The sequence below is a fragment of the Streptomyces sp. HUAS CB01 genome (assembly GCF_030406905.1).
In the GTDB taxonomy this organism is placed as follows: domain Bacteria; phylum Actinomycetota; class Actinomycetes; order Streptomycetales; family Streptomycetaceae; genus Streptomyces; species Streptomyces chengbuensis.
Genome location: NZ_CP129137.1, coordinates 3,567,546 through 3,582,483 on the forward strand (window position 1 = coordinate 3,567,546; position 14,938 = coordinate 3,582,483).

General features: G+C 74.8%; 11 protein-coding genes. 6 read left to right on the top strand and 5 right to left on the bottom strand.

Going from position 1 to position 14,938, the window contains the following annotated elements; genetic code table 11:
* Nucleotides 1-216: 216 nt before the first annotated feature.
* Nucleotides 217-1,242, bottom strand: coding sequence for a hypothetical protein (locus QRN89_RS15720; RefSeq protein ID WP_290350045.1), 1,026 nt, complete (start codon nucleotides 1,240-1,242; stop codon nucleotides 217-219).
* A gap of 76 nt (nucleotides 1,243-1,318) precedes the next feature.
* Between QRN89_RS15720 and QRN89_RS15725 the strand changes: the two genes are divergently transcribed.
* The 3 genes from QRN89_RS15725 (at nucleotide 1,319) to QRN89_RS15735 (ending at nucleotide 7,515) form a co-directional block, all read left to right on the top strand.
* Nucleotides 1,319-4,171, top strand: a complete 2,853-nt coding sequence (locus tag QRN89_RS15725) for a helicase C-terminal domain-containing protein (RefSeq protein ID WP_290350046.1) — start codon at nucleotides 1,319-1,321, stop codon at nucleotides 4,169-4,171.
* Between the two features lie 1,175 nt (nucleotides 4,172-5,346).
* The gene (locus QRN89_RS15730) at nucleotides 5,347-6,990 is read left to right on the top strand and encodes a DNA repair helicase XPB (RefSeq protein WP_290350047.1); all 1,644 of its coding nucleotides are present in this window, start codon (nucleotides 5,347-5,349) and stop codon (nucleotides 6,988-6,990) included.
* Between the two features lie 243 nt (nucleotides 6,991-7,233).
* On the top strand, nucleotides 7,234-7,515 hold the full coding sequence (locus tag QRN89_RS15735; RefSeq protein ID WP_290350048.1) for a type II toxin-antitoxin system RelE family toxin: 282 nt from the start codon (nucleotides 7,234-7,236) through the stop codon (nucleotides 7,513-7,515).
* Between the two features lie 102 nt (nucleotides 7,516-7,617).
* On the opposite strand, the gene QRN89_RS15740 is transcribed toward QRN89_RS15735, so the two are convergent.
* Nucleotides 7,618-8,826, bottom strand: coding sequence for a glycosyltransferase 87 family protein (locus tag QRN89_RS15740; protein ID WP_435833254.1), 1,209 nt, complete (start codon nucleotides 8,824-8,826; stop codon nucleotides 7,618-7,620).
* 125 nt (nucleotides 8,827-8,951) lie between these two features.
* On the bottom strand, nucleotides 8,952-9,140 hold the full coding sequence (locus QRN89_RS15745; protein WP_290350049.1) for a hypothetical protein: 189 nt from the start codon (nucleotides 9,138-9,140) through the stop codon (nucleotides 8,952-8,954).
* A gap of 250 nt (nucleotides 9,141-9,390) precedes the next feature.
* Here QRN89_RS15745 and QRN89_RS15750 point away from each other — a divergent pair, with 250 nt between their 5' ends.
* Nucleotides 9,391-11,463: a HelD family protein gene (locus QRN89_RS15750; protein WP_435833255.1), complete on the top strand. Its 2,073-nt coding sequence runs from the start codon at nucleotides 9,391-9,393 to the stop codon at nucleotides 11,461-11,463.
* 216 nt (nucleotides 11,464-11,679) lie between these two features.
* Nucleotides 11,680-12,546: a GNAT family N-acetyltransferase gene (locus tag QRN89_RS15755; RefSeq protein ID WP_290350050.1), complete on the top strand. Its 867-nt coding sequence runs from the start codon at nucleotides 11,680-11,682 to the stop codon at nucleotides 12,544-12,546.
* Nucleotides 12,547-12,579: 33 nt separating this feature from the next.
* Here QRN89_RS15755 and QRN89_RS15760 read toward each other — a convergent pair whose 3' ends face one another.
* A complete protein-coding gene (locus QRN89_RS15760; RefSeq protein WP_290350052.1) occupies nucleotides 12,580-13,278 on the bottom strand; it encodes a copper homeostasis protein CutC in 699 nt (232 codons plus the stop codon).
* A 180-nt stretch (nucleotides 13,279-13,458) separates the two neighbouring features.
* The gene (locus QRN89_RS15765) at nucleotides 13,459-13,833 is read right to left on the bottom strand and encodes a DUF6479 family protein (RefSeq protein WP_290350053.1); all 375 of its coding nucleotides are present in this window, start codon (nucleotides 13,831-13,833) and stop codon (nucleotides 13,459-13,461) included.
* A 323-nt stretch (nucleotides 13,834-14,156) separates the two neighbouring features.
* Here QRN89_RS15765 and QRN89_RS15770 point away from each other — a divergent pair, with 323 nt between their 5' ends.
* Nucleotides 14,157-14,831, top strand: a complete 675-nt coding sequence (locus QRN89_RS15770) for an HD domain-containing protein (RefSeq protein WP_290350054.1) — start codon at nucleotides 14,157-14,159, stop codon at nucleotides 14,829-14,831.
* Nucleotides 14,832-14,938 lie beyond the last annotated feature (107 nt).

Genomic DNA, 14,938 nt, shown 5'->3' on the forward strand with positions numbered 1-14,938 from the left:
CCGGAGCGCGCCGAGAGCGAGTGACCGGCTCGGCCCCCCACTTCGCGCCGCAGGCCGGTCCGTCGGGATCCGAGCACTCCGGGCGAGGTCGGGCCACGCCCCACACCACCGGACGCAACGCGACGCGCGGACACTCGCCTCGCCCCACAGGGCACGACGCCGCGCACGGGCGCTCAAGCCTCGGCACGGAAACGCTGACGCCCCGCGGGCGGGGCGTCAGCGGCGCCGGGCCCGCCAGAGGAGGAAGAGGGCGGAGGCCACGGCCGCGCCGCGGACGACCCACGGCCACGCCCCGGTCAGCGCCTCCCGCAGCGCGTCCCCGCCCGGGGCGATCGGGTCGCCCCACCGCCCCTCGGCCCGGCCCCAGATCCAGACCGCGGCGCCCGTGACGACGAGGCCGGGGATGCCGAGGACCGCCCATTTCGCCTCGGCGCGGGAGAGCGTGCGGGTCGCATAGGCGAGGAGCCAGCCACCGGCCAGGGCGACCAGCGATCCCAGGACCGCGCCCACGGCGAGGAGCGTCGCGGCGAACAGCAGCATGGGGTGGCCGAGCGCGAAGCGCACGACCCCGCGGGGCGGCGCGGGCGCGACCGGTGGCGCACCCCCGGGGGCAGCGCCTCCCGCGACCCCGGCGCCCGCCGGCTCCCCGCGCCGCCACCGCAGAAGCCGTCCGCGACGCGCCCCGACGTTCTTCTTCGGCGCGCCCGCGCCACGGTCCCCGTCTTCTGCGTCTTCGTCGTCCTTGCGGGGAGGCCGCAGCAGATCAGGGATCTCCACGCCGCCGACGAACGCGCCGAAGTTCGCGTCCTCCGGGCGCCCACGCTCGATCCGCCACCACTCGGGTTCGCGGGCGCCCGGGACCGTTCCGGGGGCCGCCGCTCCGGAGGACGTCCCGGCGGCGCCGGCCTCGGGCACCCCCGAGCGCTGCTCGGGAACGGACGCGGGAGCCGTACCGGCCGCAGGCGCGGCACCGCCCGTCCCGTCCGTGCCGCCCGTGGAGGGGCGCCGGCCCGGGTCGGGGGCCGCTCCGTCCACCACCTCGTCGGGCGTGCCGAGCCGGCCGAGGATGCGCTGGACGGCTGCCGGGTTGTCGGTGCCGTACTTGGCGCGCTGCCGGTCGATCTCGTTACGCAGCGACGACACGAGCTGCATCCTGGTGCCGGAGGGCAACTGGCGCTGCTGCGCCAGATCGCCGACCCGGCTCAGGTAGTCGAAGACAAGCTGATCGCTCTCGATCCCCACGGTGCCCCTCCACAGCGCGCCCGTCCCGGCGCCCGGTCCTGACGTTAGCGCCTGGGCAGGGGCTAACGTGGGGCGGATGGGGACCGGTGAGCTCGATCGGGAGGCGCACGTGCCCGCAGGAACGTCCGCAGGGACACCGGCAGGACAGCCCGCGCGCGAAGCGGGAGGCACGGCCGGTGCGTCGGGGCGCCCGCCCACAGCCGCCCGGCCGCCCGCTGACGCCCGCGGCGGCGCGGTGACGCGCACGACCCCCGCCGCGGAGGACGGCACCGGCGCACCCCCTCGCACCGCCGACCGCGCCGGCGCACCGCCCCGCACCCTGGCCGAGGCGCTGCGCGGACGCGGCGACCGGGGCCTGGCCGCGCTGCTGCGCGCCCGCCCGGATCTGCTGAACCCGGTGCCGAACGATCTGACGCAGCTCGCCACCCGCGCCGGCACCCGGGCCTCCGTCGTCAGGGCGCTGGAGCGGCTGGACCGCTTCGCCCAGCAGACCGCCCAGGCCCTTGCCGTGGCGGTGGAGCCGACGTCGTACGAGACGCTGCTCGCACTGCTGAGCGGCGACGACGGCGACCCCGCGGTCGAGAGGGCGCTCCCGCGCGCCCTGGGCGTGCTGCGCGAGCAGGCGCTGGTCTGGGGCGACGACGACCGGCTGCGGCTGGTGCGGACCGCGCGCGAACTCCTCGCTCCGTCCCCGCAGCACCCGTCGCCCACGGGCCTCGGTCCGACCGTCGCCGAGACCACGTCGGGGATGTCACCGGGCCGGCTGCAGGAGATCCTCGCCACGGCGGGACTGCCGACGACCCATGACCCGGTGTCGGCCGTGGCGTCGCTGACCTCGCTGTTCACCGACCGGGAGCGGATGACGGCGCTGCTGGACACGGCGCCGGCGGAGGCGCTCGCGGTGCTGGACCGACTGGTGTGGGGCCCGCCGTACGGGACGGTCGCCCCGCCCGGCGACGCGTCGGGCGGCACGGACTCGACGCCGGTGCAGTGGCTGCGGGACCGGGGCCTTCTGCTGCCCTCGTCACCGCGGACGGTGGTGCTGCCGCGCGAGGTGGCCCTGCATCTGCGCGGTGGGCGGGCGCACCGCGAACCGGAACCGGTGCCGCCGGAGATCCGGGTCGCCGCCGAACACCGTCCGCAGATCGTGGACAGCACGGCGGCGGGTCAGGCGTACACCGCGCTGGCCACCGTCGAGGAGCTGCTGAAGGGCTGGCAGACGGGCGGACCGGCGGTGCTGAGGGCCGGCGGCCTGAGCGTCCGGGACCTGAAGCGGACCGCCGCGGCGCTCGACGTGTCCGAGCAGATCGCCGCCTTCTGGCTGGAACTGGCGTACGCGGCCGGGCTGCTGGCCTCCGACGGCGGTTGGGGCACCTCCCGTACCGGCACGGCCGCGGGGGACGAGGAGCGGTTCGCCCCGACTCCCGCGTACGACGCGTGGCTGGACCTGCCCGCGGCCTCGCGCTGGACGGCCCTCGCGACGGCCTGGCTCACCGCCACCCGAACGTCGGGGCTGGTCGGCGGCCAGGACGCCAAGGGCCGTACGCTCGCCGCGCTCGGCCCGGACCTGGACCGCGGCGCGGCCCCCGAGGTGCGTCACCGTGTCCTGACCCTCCTGGCCGGGCTGCCCTGGGGCGCGGCCCCGGACCCGGCGTCGGTCCTCGCCCGGCTCCGGTGGGAGCGCCCGGTGCGTACCCCGGTGCCTGCCGCCGGTACTCCCGAGACCTCCGATCTGCGCTCCCGCATCGCCACCTGGACCCTGACCGAGGCGGAGCTGCTGGGCCTGACCGGCCGCGGCGCCCTCTCCACCGCGGCACGCACCCTCCTGGCCGCCCCGGCTCCTTCCGCGACGGCCGACCGGGACCGGTCCGGCGCCGACGTGATTCCGCACGCGCCGGACAGCACGGACGGGCCTGACACCGCGCAGGGAGCGGCGGCCGGGGGCGGCCCCGCACAGCCCGCCCCGCACGGCCACGCCGATCTCGCCTCCCGGGCCGCGCTCGCCGCCGGGGTGATCGCCCCGCTGCTGCCCGAGCCGGTCGACCACGTCCTTCTCCAGGCCGATCTCACCGCCGTCGCACCGGGGCCGCTGGAACGCCCCCTCGCGGAGGCGCTGGGCGTCCTTGCGGACGTGGAATCGAAGGGTGGCGCCACGGTCTACCGGTTCACTCCGGCGTCCGTACGGCGTGCGCTGGACGCCGGGCAGGCCGCGGCGGACCTGCACGCCTTCCTCGCCAAGCACAGCCGTACGCCGGTGCCGCAGCCGCTGAGCTATCTCATCGACGACGTGGCCCGCAAGCACGGCCATCTGCGCATCGGCGCCGCTTCCGCCTACGTCCGCTGCGACGACGACGCCCTGCTCGACGAGATCCTGGCCGACCGCCGCTCGCAGGGACTGCGGATGCGGCGGCTCGCCCCCACCGTGCTGGCCGCCCAGGCCGACCCGACCACTCTGCTCGAAGGTCTGCGGGCCATGGGGTACGCGCCGGCCGCGGAGTCCGCGGAGGGCGACGTGCTGATCACCCGGGCCGACGCCCACCGCACCCCGCACCGCACCCCGCCGGTTCCCGTTCCGGACGGGCCGCCGGTGCCGGACGCCACCCTGCTCGGCGCCGCCGTGAAGGCGATCCGGGCGGGCGACCTGGCGGCCACGGCCGTGCGCAAGCCCGCGCCGCACACCGGTGCGGGCGAGCTGCCCCGCACCACCCCGGCCGAGACCCTCGCGACCGTGCAGGCGGCCGCGCTCACCGGCTCCGCGATCTGGATCGGGTACGTCAACGCCGACGGGGCCGCGAGCCAGCGCGTCATCGCCCCGGTCCGCGTCGAGGGCGGCTTCGTCACCGCGTACGACCACACCGCCGACGAAGTGCGCACCTATCCCCTGCACCGCATCACCGGCGTCGCCGAACTCGCGGACGAACCGGCCTGAGCGCGCGTCGCCGGACACGACCGGCACGTGGCGGGCGCCCAGGCGCCCCGGCGATTCCGCGAATCATGCGGACGACCGGGACGGTTCCCGCCCGAGGGTGATCAATTACCCACCGGGGAGCGACCTTCGGCATTCCTGCTCGGGGCCACGGGCAGTCACCCGGCGTCCCCGTGACGTTCCCGGGCCGCGACCGGCCCGGGACAGCCGGAAGGAGAGTCGTTTCCATGCGTCGTGTCACCACCGTTCTCGTCGCCGCAGCCGCGTTCCTGGGCGCGACGGCCACTCGGGGCGTCGGCGGTCGGTATCGATCTCGGCGGCGGACTCACGCTGTAGCCGAACCCCGTGCCGAACCAGTGGGTTCGCGCCGCGCCGAACGGCGCGGACCCGCTTCCGGGCCGCGCACGACGACCACCGCAGCGCTCACCAGGGGAGCGCCGGCACAGAAGGGACACCGGCCATGCGCCGTATCGCTGCCGTCCTCGCGACGGCCGCCCTCCTCGCCCTCGGTCACCTCGGCCCGGCTCCGGTCACCGTCCAGATCGAAGGCCCGCTGATCAACAGCCCGCTGATCTGAGCCCCGCGGGGCGGCTCGGGGGCGGCCGGAGGCGAGCGGGACAGGGAGGAGACGGGAGGGACAGGGAGGAGACGGGAGGGGGTCGAGCCGGGAGGTGGCCCGGGGGGATCGGGGAGATCGGGGGAGATCGGGGGCGAACGGGAGGAGGTGGGCTCGGGGGGACGGTCGGGGGTCGGAGGGAACCGGGAGGAGGTGGGCTCGGGGGGAGCTTGAGGGGGGATGGGGGGAGCCGGAGATCCCACGGGGCCGGGGGTGCGGCCCTGGTAGGGGCCGGTGTCCCGGCCGCAGGGGGCGGATCGGGGTGGCCGGGACGGCCGTGGGACTTCGGGAAGGCCGCTGGAGGCGACTCCGCGGGGCAGGGGCGGCACAGAGGCGGGATCAGCACAGAGGCAGGGGCGGGGGCGGCATCGGGAGGGGCCGCCGCAGATCCACCGCCGTCCACCGCCGCCCGCCCGCCGTCCACCGACGAACGGCCGGCGGGCGGTGCGGGCGGCGGTGTGGCCGGGGCCACGCTGTCGCACCGCCCGATGAGGCAAACTGGACGTTTGGCCGCACGGGATCGCCGGGACCCGGACGCAGGCCACGAGGAAAGGTCACCCGCGTGAACGGACCGCTCATCGTCCAGAGCGACAAGACCCTCCTGCTCGAGGTCGACCACGACCAGGCCGACGCCTGCCGCCGCGCCATCGCCCCCTTCGCCGAGCTGGAGCGCGCTCCCGAACACATCCACACCTACCGCGTCACCCCGCTCGGCCTCTGGAACGCGCGAGCGGCCGGGCACGACGCCGAGCAGGTCGTGGACGCCCTCGTCGAGTTCTCCCGCTACCCCGTCCCGCACGCCCTGCTCGTCGACGTGGCCGAGACGATGGCCCGGTACGGCCGCCTCACGCTCGTCAAGCACCCCACCCACGGCCTGGTGCTGACGACGACCGACCGGCCCGTGCTCGAGGAGATCCTGCGCTCCAAGAAGATCCAGCCGCTGGTCGGCACCCGGATCGACCCGGACACGGTCGCCGTGCACCCCTCCGAGCGCGGGCAGATCAAGCAGACGCTGCTGAAGCTCGGCTGGCCCGCCGAGGACCACGCGGGATACGTCGACGGCGAGGCCCACCGCATCGACCTGGACGAGTCCGGCTGGGCCCTGCGCCCGTACCAGAAGCAGGCCGTCGAGGGCTTCTGGCACGGCGGCTCGGGCGTCGTCGTGCTCCCCTGCGGCGCGGGCAAGACGCTCGTCGGCGCCGGGGCGATGGCCCAGGCCAAGGCGACCACGCTCATCCTCGTCACCAACACCGTCTCCGCCCGCCAGTGGAAGCACGAGCTGATCAGGCGCACCTCGCTGACCGAGGAGGAGATCGGCGAGTACAGCGGCGCGAAGAAGGAGATCCGCCCGGTCACCATCGCCACGTACCAGGTGCTCACGACGAAGCGGAAGGGCATCTATCCGCACCTGGAGCTGTTCGACTCCCGCGACTGGGGCCTGATCCTCTACGACGAGGTGCATCTGCTGCCCGCGCCGGTCTTCAAGTTCACGGCCGATCTGCAGGCCCGCCGCCGGCTCGGCCTGACGGCGACGCTGGTGCGCGAGGACGGCCGCGAGTCGGACGTCTTCTCGCTCATCGGTCCGAAGCGGTTCGACGCGCCCTGGAAGGAGATCGAGGCGCAGGGGTACATCGCGCCCGCCGACTGCGTCGAGGTCCGGGTGAATCTGACGGAGTCCGAGCGGCTCGCGTACGCGACGGCGGAGACCGAGGAGAAGTACCGCTTCTGCGCCACCACGGACACCAAGCGGAAGGTCACCGAGGCGCTCGTCCGCAAGCACGCGGGCCAGCAGACGCTGGTCATCGGCCAGTACATCGACCAGCTCGACGAACTCGGCGAGCACCTGGACGCGCCGGTCATCAAGGGCGAGACGCCGAACTCCCAGCGGGAGAAGCTCTTCGACGCCTTCCGGAACGGCGAGATCTCGGTCCTGGTCGTCTCCAAGGTCGCGAACTTCTCGATCGACCTGCCGGAGGCGACCATCGCCATCCAGGTCTCGGGCACCTTCGGCTCCCGCCAGGAGGAGGCCCAGCGCCTCGGCCGCGTCCTGCGCCCGAAGGCCGACGGCCACAAGGCCCACTTCTACTCGGTGGTGGCCCGCGACACGATCGACCAGGACTTCGCGGCGCACCGCCAGCGCTTCCTCGCTGAGCAGGGGTACGCGTACCGGATCGTCGACGCGGACGACCTGGCGGCCGAGGGCTGACGGCGGACGGCAGCCGGGGCGCCGCCGGAGTCCGCCGACACCCGCGCCCGGGGACCCGCCGCTCGCTACGCTGGCCCCGGGACGCGGAGCCCCGGCCGTCAGCGGTCGAGGTCACCGGTACGGATCACGGGGCCGGGCGCACCGCGGACCGGTCCGGACGACGGGTACACACCGCGGCCGGGAGCGCACGGCGGACCGGCCGGGCAGGAGGGCCGGGAGGCACCACGGGCCGAGGAGGACTCGATGCCGCACCACGACAGCTACGAGGTGCTCTTCACGGAGTCGGCGGCCCGTGACCGCGACCGGCTGGACCCGGTACGCCGGGCCTCGTTCGACAAGGCGGTCGAGATCCTCGCCCGCGACCCGTACACCGAGCACTCCCGTCCCATAGGCCCCGGCGAGCAGGACCGCGAGATCCGGCTCACGTCACAGGTCGTGGCCGAGTACATAATCTCGCGGGGGCGGTTGCTCCTCGTCGTCCTGCGGATCTTCGACGACGCGGACATCCTGCTCCCGGAGGGCTGACGGCGTCAGCGGCCACCGGACCGGCCCGGTGGGTCGATGCGCCGGCCCGGCCCGTGCGTACGGCCCCGTGCGTACGGCGACGGGCAGCCACGACGGCGGCGCTCAGCGTGCGGCTCCGGTGCCTGCGCCCGGCGCCGCTCCCGTCGCCGCGGTCCGGCGCCGACCGGGCAACCCGCCGTCCCCGTCGCCGCCGTCGCGTGCGCGAAGAGCCGCGAGCGCCAGGACGGCCAGCCCCAGGGGCGCGTACGGGGACGCCAACGGCTGCTGCCACCAGGGCAGTCGGAGGTCCAGGTCGCCCGCGTGCGGTACGAGCCACATGCTGCGCGTCAGGAAGATCGCGGCCATCAGCGCGGCGGTGCCCCTGCGCCCCTCGGCGATCAGCACCGCCAGCAGCGGCACGCACCACACCCAGTGGTGGGACCAGCTGATCGGCGAGACGAGCAGTGCGGCGAACGCGACGGCCAGCACCGCCCAGCGCTCCGGCGCCCGTCGGGCGGTCCACAGTGCCGCGACGGCGGTCAGCAGCGCGGCCGCCGCCCACACGGCACCCGGTTCGGTCGTGTGCAGCAGACGCGCGAACAGCCCCTGCAATGACTGGTTGTCGACGATCCACGCCTTGCCGACCCGCTCGGTCTCCAGGACCCGCCTCGTCCAGAAGTCGGCGCTGGCCTCGGGGAGTACGAGCGCGCCCAGCAGCACCGTGCCGGCGAAGGACGCGAGCGCGGTGAGTCCGCACCGGCGGCGTCCGGTGATCAGCAGCAGGACGACGAAGACGGCGGGGGTGAGCTTCACGCCCGCCGCGACCCCCAGGGCGAAGCCCTTGCCGACGGCGTCGTCCGGTCGGGAGAGGTCCCACAGCACCAGGCACACGAGGGCGAGGTTGATCTGGCCGAACACCAGGGTCTGGAAGACGGGTTCGAGCCACAGCCCGACGGCGGTGGCGGCCAGGACCGCGGGCAGGGAGGGGGACAGCCCGGCGAAGCGGCAGGAGAGCCGGACGAGCAGGGCCAGGAGCAGGGCGTTCCCCGCGACGAAGACGACCTTGAGGGCGGCGACCGGCAGCCAGGTCGTCGGCACGAACAGGATCGCGGCGAAGGGCGGACAGGCGGCGGGGAGCTGCCAGTGCGTGACGGTGAAGCCGTAGAGGTCGGTGCCGTTGGCGACGGCGGCTCCCTCGGCGCGGTACACGAGGGTGTCGGCCATGGGGATGCGCTGGGCGAGGCAGAGCGCGACCAGTGCGGCGAGCGAGAGGGCGAGAGCGGCGGTCGCCGGGAGCGACCGGGCGGTCACGGTCCGGTACGGAAGCGTCACGGCCGCGACCCTAGTGGATCAGCGGGCGTCCGGCCGTCGGGGGCGACCGCGCTCCGGTACGGCACGGCCCACGCACGGCGCGGACGGCCGCCACCAGGGTGATCCGGCGGACGGCCCAGCGGGACTCAGAGGTGCCGGCGGACGCCCGCTTCCTCGCTGTACTCCCCGAGGACCGCGACGCCGAACGCCGTCGTGACGAAGACCTTGACCGCCCTCAGCGCGTCGCCGAGACGGTGGGAGTGGTGGGCCGGGGCGCCGGTGGCGGTGGCTCCGCGACCGGGCCGGGACGCTGGGGTGAAGGTGGCTGCACTCATGTGACCAGGATGGTTTGTCGGCGTGAGCGTCACATCGGCCTGCGGGCTGAACGCCGGCCGCGGGCGCGTACGACTTCGGACAGAGGGCCTCCCCTACGGGGTGGACCCGCCCCCGGGGGCCTCCCCTACGGGGTGGACCCCGCCCCGCGAAATCCGTTCGCCCCGGCTCGACGGGCTGAGTAAAATCGCCCGTCTTGCCCGCCTCCCTCGCAGGAGAGCCGCCTCCCGGACGGAAACCGGGTGTGCTGTCATGTCGCACTTCCAACGTACCTTCGGAGGCAGCACCGTGCCCGCGCCCGAAGCGCCCGAAGCACCGGCGCACGATCCCCTGGGCCGTGAACGGGCCCATCTGACGTCCTCACGCGCGGCCCTGCGTGCGATGCGCGAGGACGTCGAGGCCCTGGACATCCGAGACGTCACGGCGAACTGGGTGAACGCCGTCGTCCTGGAGTCGCAGATCAACGAGCGGATCAAGGCGCTCGCGGACCTCGCCCACACCCCGCTCTTCTTCGGCCGGCTGGACTATCTGCACACCACGCAGGAGGGGCAGCGCTTCTACATCGGACGGCGCCATGTGCACGACGGCGACGGGGACCCGATGGTGATCGACTGGCGCGCGCCGGTCTCCCAGCCGTTCTACCGGGCCTCCCGCAAGGATCCGATGGACGTGCGGCTGCGCCGCCGCTTCGGCTACACGGGCGGCGACCTCACGGCGTACGAGGACGAGCACCTCAGCGACCCGACGGAGGCCGACCGGACCAGCCGGCTGCTCCAGGCGGAGATCGAACGCCCCCGTGTGGGGCCGATGCGCGACATCGTGGCCACGATCCAGCCCGAGCAGGACGAGATCGTACGGTCGGGACTGGCGGGGACGGTGTGCGTGCAGGGCGGTCCGGGCACCGGGAAGACCGCCGTGGGCCTGCACCGGGTGGCGTACCTGCTGTACGCGCACCGCGAGCGGCTGGCCCGCACCGGCACGCTGGTCATCGGGCCGAACCGGTCCTTCCTCCACTACATCGAGCAAGTCCTGCCCGCGCTCGGCGAGTTGGAGGTCAAGCAGGCGACGGTCGCGGACTTCGTCGCCCATGTCGAGGTGCGCGGGGCTGACGAGCCCGCGGCGGCGCTGGTCAAGGGCGACGCGCGGATGGCGGAGGTGCTGCGGCGCGCGGTCCGTTCGCACGTGACGATGCCGGCCGAGCCGGTGATGGTGGTCCGCGGCTCCCGGCGCTGGCGGGTCCCCGCGTACGAACTGGAGCAGATCGTCCGGGAGTTGCTGGACCGCGACATCCGCTACGGCGCGGCCCGCGACGCGCTGCCGCAGCGCATCGCGCACGCGGTCCTCGTCCGCATGGAGCAGGCCGGCGAGGCACCGGACGACCGGGTGCAGGACTCGGTGGCGCGCAACGCGGCGGTGAAGGCGGCGGTGAAGGCGGTCTGGCCGCAGGTCGACCCGGCGAGGCTGGTGCTGCGCCTGTTGTCGGACCCGGACTTCCTGGCGGAACACGCGGACGGGGTGCTGACCGCGGACGAGCAGAAGGCGATCCTCTGGGCCAGGCCGCCGCGCTCGGTCCGCTCGGCGCGCTGGTCCGCGGCGGACGCGGTGCTGATCGACGAGGCGAACGACCTCGTCGAGCGCACGCCGTCCCTGGGCCATGTCGTCCTCGACGAGGCGCAGGACCTGTCGCCGATGCAGTACCGGGCGGTGGGGCGCCGATGCACGACGGGCTCGGCGACGGTCCTCGGCGATCTGGCGCAGGGAACGACCCCGTGGGCGACGGCGAGCTGGTCCGAGGCGCTGGCCCATCTGGGCAAGCCCGACGCACTGGTGGAGGAGCTGACGGCCGGCTTCCGGGTGCCCCGAGAGGTGATCGCGTACGCGTCCCGGCTGCTGCCGCACATGTCGCCCGGGCTGACGGAGGTCCGCTCGGTCCGCGAGTCCCCCGGCTCGCTGGAGATCCGGCCGTCGGAGAGCGACGCGGACGTGGTCGCCGCGTGTCTGTCGGCGCTGCGGCGCGAGGGTTCGACCGGACTGATCGCCGCCGACGACCGGGTGCCGGCCCTGGCCGCCGCGCTGGCCGACGCCGGCGTCCCCTTCCTCGCCCCGGGCGAGGAGACCACCCCGGACATCCGGCTCACCCTGGTGCCGGCGTCACTCGCGAAGGGGCTCGAGTACGACTACGTGGTCCTCGACGACCCCGCGGCCGTGGTCGCCGCCGAGCCCGACGAGCGCACGGGCCTGCGCCGGCTGTACGTGGCCCTGACCCGTGCGGTCTCCGGCCTGACGGTGCTCCACTCTTCGCCCCTGCCGTGGCAGTTGGGGTGATCCGGGCGGAGCCGCGCGGGAGTCGGCACCGGGCGGCCCGGCCCGCTGCGCACGGGCGGAGCCGTGCACGCACCGGCACCTGGACCGTGTGTCGTCGATCGTCCACTGCCGTCCCGGGCCCCGAACCTTCCCGGGGTCCCCGATCCGCGTCATGTGCGGAGGGGCCGGCCGGAAACCGCGTGCGGACCGTCGGCGCGGTGGTGTCTGATCGGGGCCATGGCGATGGCGATGGGCAGGCCGGGAGTCGACGGGCTGGGCGAGGCCGTGGGCGTTCTGCGCGCATGGCAGAGCGACGGGGCGCCGATGCAGCTGCATCCGGGGGACCTCGGCTGGTTCTGGCGGTGGGGTGCGGAAGCGACCGCCGAGGCAGTCAGGACGTGGAGCCGGGACGGACGGACTCTCGCCGTCGGGCTGCTGGACGGTCCCGGGCTGTTGCGGCTGGCGATCGCGCCGGACGCCCTCCGGGACGAGGAGCTAGCGCGGCGGTTGGCCGCGGACCTGACCGGGCCGGAGCGCGGTGTGCTGCCCCCGGGGAGGGTGAACGTCGAGGTGCCGGCGGGTGCCCTGGTCCACGATCTGCTGTCCGAGGACGGCTGGAACGCCGATGAGCCGTGGACGCCGCTGCGCCGCGACCTCACGGAGCCGGTGAAGGACCCGGGTGTGCGGATCGAGGTGGTCGGGCCGGAGCGGGCGCACGCGTTCGCCGCCGTGCAGCGGGCCGCCTTCGACGCGTCGAGGTTCACGGTCGAGCGCTGGCACGCGATGGCGGCCGGACTGCCGTACGCCGACGCCCGGTGTCTGGTCGCGTACGACGACCGGGGTGACGCGGTGGCGGCGGTGACGGTGTGGTCGGCCGGTCCGGGCAGGCCCGGGTTGCTCGAACCGATGGGCGTGCACCGGGAACACCGCCGCCGCGGCTACGGCGAGGCGATCACCCTCGCCGCGGCGGCCGCGCTCCGGGAGCTGGGCTCGTCGAGCGCGCTCGTCTGCACCCCCAGCTCGAACGCCGCCGCCGTCGCCACCTACAGATCGGCCGGTTTCCGGCCGTGCGCCGAGGTCAGGGACCTCTGCCGGGACGCCTAGGGCGGCGTGCTGCGGCTCGGGCCGTGCCCCCGATCACGCGCTCGCGCCGTCCACCGCCGCGCGCCACTCGCGTACCGCCGCCTCGTCCACCGGCGCCTTCCAGCCGCCGGGCCGTGCGGCGCCGCCGATGTGGAACGCGTCCAGACCGACGGCGCGGAGAGCCGGGAGGTGGTCGAGGCGGAGACCGCCGCCGATCAGCATCCGCGGCTCGTAGCCGGGCTCGTCCCGCCTCGCCGCCTCGGCCACCAGCACCGGCATTCCGTCGTCGACGCCCGCCGCGCTGCCCGCGGTGAGGTACGCATCGAGGCCGGGCAGGTCGGCGAGCTGCTTGCGCAGGGCGTCGCGGTCCGCCGCGCGGTCGACGGCCCGGTGGAACGTCCACCGGCAGCCCTCGATCTCGGCGACCAGCCGTTCGACCGTGACGAGGTCGGGATCACCGTGCGCGTCGAGGAATCCGAACACGAACTCCTCCGCGCCCTCCGCCCGCAGTCCGCGAGCGACTCCCACGAGCGCGTCGAGGTCGCCCGCCGCGAAGCCGTCCGCGAGCCGGAGCATCACCCGCAGCGGGATGTCCACCGCCGCGCGGATGCGGCCGAAGGTCTGCCGGGACGGGCTGAGCCCGTCCGCCGCCATGTCGCTGACCAGCTCGAGCCGGTCCGCTCCCCCGGCCTGCGCGGCGACCGCGTCCCGCGCGTCGAGGGCGATCACCTCCAGGAGTGCACGGTTGCTCATGGCTCATCCTCCGCCGGTAGACGCGATACAGGTCTAGTCCAATACGGAGCCAGCCTAGTCCGCGTCCGTGCACCCCGCAGCCGACCCCCGGCACTCCTCCGGCCCCCGGGCACACCTTTCGGCCGCCGCGCCCGTCCCGCCCGGGCGACAGCGGCCGCACCGTTCGCGCAGCCGCGGGACTCAGCCGCCCAGACTGCCGCTCCCGAACGCCCCACCGCTGCGCCTGCCGTGCTGCGGCCGCGCCTCGGGCCCCTTGCCGGTGGTGTGCGACGTGTGGGTCCTCAGGTTGTAGGGCAGGAGCCGGCTGCCGTCCTCGGGGAAGGCGTCGTCGTCCTCTTCCCTGACCTCCTCGATGTGCTCGCGGTGGTCGGCCGCCTTCGGCTGCTCCTCGGGCCTCGGGACACGCAGTCGGGCCCGCCGCCGCCCGTCCCACCACATCGCGCCACCCAGCAGGACGATGAGGATGACCCCGAAGGTCAGCGGACCGATCGCGGCCAGGATCTGGGCCGCCAGTTCCGTCTTCGGCATGCTCTGCGCTGTGACCGCTGCGTTCATGGTGTCTGCCTCCGCACGGGGGATGAGACACAGGCGTATCCATTATCACCTGGTAAGACCGTTACGTCAGCATTCCGGGCACGCGGGACGACCGACAGGGACCGATGCGGGACGAAGCCGGAGGGGTCGGGAGGGGCCAGGTGCGGGTCGGGAGGGTTCAAGGACGGCCGGAGGGACCCGGGGACGACGCGGGACGGGGTCCGGGGACGGCCGGAGGGACCCGGGGACGACGCGGGACGGGGTCCGGGGACGGCCGGAGGGACCCGGGGGCGCCAGGAGCGCCCCGGCAACCACCCGTCACCGGCCGGCTGGACAATGTGGCCATGCCCGCGCTTCCGCAGCACCCCGCCCATGACGACCTCCGCCGACGCTGGGCCGCGACCGTGGCCGCGGTCGCCGACCGCGCACCGGACACCGCTCTGCCCGGCCCGGACCGGTACGCCGACGACCTGCTCGGCCGCTGGGCCGAGCCGCAGCGGCGGTACCACACCACCGACCACCTGGTGGCGGTCCTGGACCGCGTCGACACGCTCGCCGAGTACGCGGACGACGCCGACCTCGTACGCCTCGCGGCCTGGTTCCACGACGCGGTGTACCTGCCGGAGCGCTCCACCAACGAGGAGCGCAGCGCACGTCTCGCCGAGCGGGCCCTGCCCGAACTCGGCGTCGACCGGGCACGTACCGAGGAGGTGTCCCGGCTGGTGCTGCTCACCCGGACCCACGCGGCTCAGGACGACGACGCCAACGGCACGGTGCTCTGCGACGCCGACCTGGCGATCCTCGCCTCGCCGCCGGACGCGTACGAGAGGTACGCCGCCGCCGTACGCGAGGAGTACGGCTTCGTCCCGGACGACGCCTTCCGCGCGGGCCGGGCCGACGTCCTGCGCCATCTCCTCGACCTGCCGCGGCTGTTCCGCACGCCGTACGGGCAGCGGGAGTGGGAGGAGGCCGCACGGCGCAACGCGGCCGCGGAGCTGGAGCGCCTCCGGGAGTCCTGAGCCCGTGGCGCAGCGCACCTTCGTCGTGCGCTGCCCCGCGTCCACCATGCGGACGGTCCCGGGAACCCGGGAATGACAGGCGCCATCCGGCTGTTGGCCACTGTCAT

Excerpts from the sequence above, each read along its gene's own strand:
- QRN89_RS15770 (WP_290350054.1), top strand. The coding sequence starts at position 14,157 with ATGCCCGCGCTTCCGCAGCACCCCGCCCATGACGACCTCCGCCGACGC.
- QRN89_RS15750 (WP_435833255.1), top strand. The coding sequence starts at position 9,391 with ATGTCGCACTTCCAACGTACCTTCGGAGGCAGCACCGTGCCCGCGCCC.
- QRN89_RS15765 (WP_290350053.1), bottom strand. The coding sequence starts at position 13,833 with ATGAACGCAGCGGTCACAGCGCAGAGCATGCCGAAGACGGAACTGGCG.
- QRN89_RS15725 (WP_290350046.1), top strand. The coding sequence starts at position 1,319 with ATGGGGACCGGTGAGCTCGATCGGGAGGCGCACGTGCCCGCAGGAACG.
- QRN89_RS15735 (WP_290350048.1), top strand. The coding sequence starts at position 7,234 with ATGCCGCACCACGACAGCTACGAGGTGCTCTTCACGGAGTCGGCGGCC.
- QRN89_RS15755 (WP_290350050.1), top strand. The coding sequence starts at position 11,680 with ATGGCGATGGCGATGGGCAGGCCGGGAGTCGACGGGCTGGGCGAGGCC.
- QRN89_RS15745 (WP_290350049.1), bottom strand. The coding sequence starts at position 9,140 with ATGAGTGCAGCCACCTTCACCCCAGCGTCCCGGCCCGGTCGCGGAGCC.
- QRN89_RS15760 (WP_290350052.1), bottom strand. The coding sequence starts at position 13,278 with ATGAGCAACCGTGCACTCCTGGAGGTGATCGCCCTCGACGCGCGGGAC.